The sequence below is a fragment of the Streptomyces sp. MS191 genome (assembly GCF_008042125.1).
In the GTDB taxonomy this organism is placed as follows: Bacteria; Actinomycetota; Actinomycetes; order Streptomycetales; family Streptomycetaceae; genus Streptomyces.
The window spans coordinates 1-1,452 of the sequence record NZ_RDBI01000194.1 but is presented as its reverse complement, the minus strand read 5'-3'; the positions used below and the strand labels follow the sequence as shown (position 1 = coordinate 1,452).

Genomic DNA, 1,452 nt, shown 5'->3' with positions numbered 1-1,452 from the left:
GGTGGGGAGCGAACCTCACGAGGCCGAGTGGGAAGGGCTGGGGCCGGACGTGGAACCGCTGAATGGTTCGGGCAGGAGGCGGGGAGCGGCGCGGCTTCTGGCCCGCTGCGCTCTGTTGTTGCTGGTGGCCGCGGTTCTGGTCGTGTTGCTGGTGGTGGGTACGGCCGGGCCGCTGGTGCTGGTGAGCGGGCTCGGCGGCATCGTCGTCTCGGCGGTGGGTCTGTGGTGGCTGGTGGCCCGGCGTGGGCTGTTGCGCGTGGCAGGCGTTCTCCTCGCGGTCGGCGCACCCGTCGGTGTACTGATCCACTTCACGTCGGAGGGCGTGTGGGGCAACGCCCTGCTGGCCATCGGCCTGTACGGGGTGGCCCTGTTGTGCGCGCGGGCGGCCGTGCGCGCCACGGGGAAGGCGTACGTGATGCGCGGCAGGACGAGGCCGGTTCCGCGGCGGCCCGTGCTGATCATGAACCCGGAGTCGGGCGGCGGCAAGGTCGGCCGTTTCGGGCTCGTGGAGCGGGCCGAGCAGCTCGGGGCCGAGGTGCACCTGCTGGACACGGAGGCCGGGACCGATGTGGAGGAGCTGGCGCGTGAGGCCGTGGCCGCGGGGGCGGACCTGCTGGGGGTGGCGGGCGGTGACGGCACGCAGGCCCTGGTGGCGCGGGTGGCGGCCGACAACGACCTGCCGTTCCTCGTGATCTCCGCCGGTACGCGCAACCACTTCGCGATGGACCTCGGACTCGACCGTACGGACCCGGCCAGGTGTCTGGACGCCCTGACGGACGGCGAGGAGGTGCGGGTCGACCTCGGCTCGGTCAGTGGCCGTCCCTTCGTCAACACCGTGTCGTTCGGGGTCTACGCCGACATCGTGCAGCGTCCGGAGTACCGCGACGCCAAGGCCGGAACGGCGCTCGACCTGATGCCCGACCTGCTCGGGGACAGCAGCCGGCGCCTCGACGCGACGGCGGGCGACAAGCGACTCGTCGACCAGCAGGCGATCCTGGTCAGCAACAACCCCTACGCCGCGCCGGATCCGATGGCCTCGGGCCTGCGAGCCCGGCTGGACCGCGGGAAGCTCGGGGTGATCGGCCTTCGGGTGGAGACCGCCGGGCAGGCCGCCGACCTCGCCGTGCGGGGGACGCGTTCGTCGGGGCTCAGCGTCCTGACGGCGCGCGGCGTGGAGATCACGGCCGAGGCCGACACCATCCCCGTCGCGGTGGACGGTGAGGCGCTGACGCTGCCCACGCCGGTCGTCTGCACGCTGCGCCCGCGCGCCCTTCGTGTCCTGGTGCCCCGGAACCGGCCCGGCACCACCGCCCCCAGTTCGCCCCTGAACTGGCGGTGGATCACCGCGCTGGCCCTGGGCCGCGCGCGCTGAGGGCGGGCCCGGGTTCCGCCGGGCGATCGTCGCGGGCACGGCCGGGACCGCCGGGGTCACGTCTCGCGTGCGACGAAGGC

1 protein-coding gene is annotated in these 1,452 nt (G+C 73.9%); it reads left to right on the top strand.

All coding sequences use genetic code 11. The features are described 5' to 3' along the window. The first annotated feature begins 49 nt into the window (after positions 1 to 49). Entirely contained in the window at positions 50 to 1,372 is a 1,323-nt protein-coding gene (locus tag EAO71_RS36310; RefSeq protein WP_399753781.1) for a diacylglycerol/lipid kinase family protein, read from the top strand. The last annotated feature ends 80 nt before the right edge of the window (positions 1,373 to 1,452 follow it).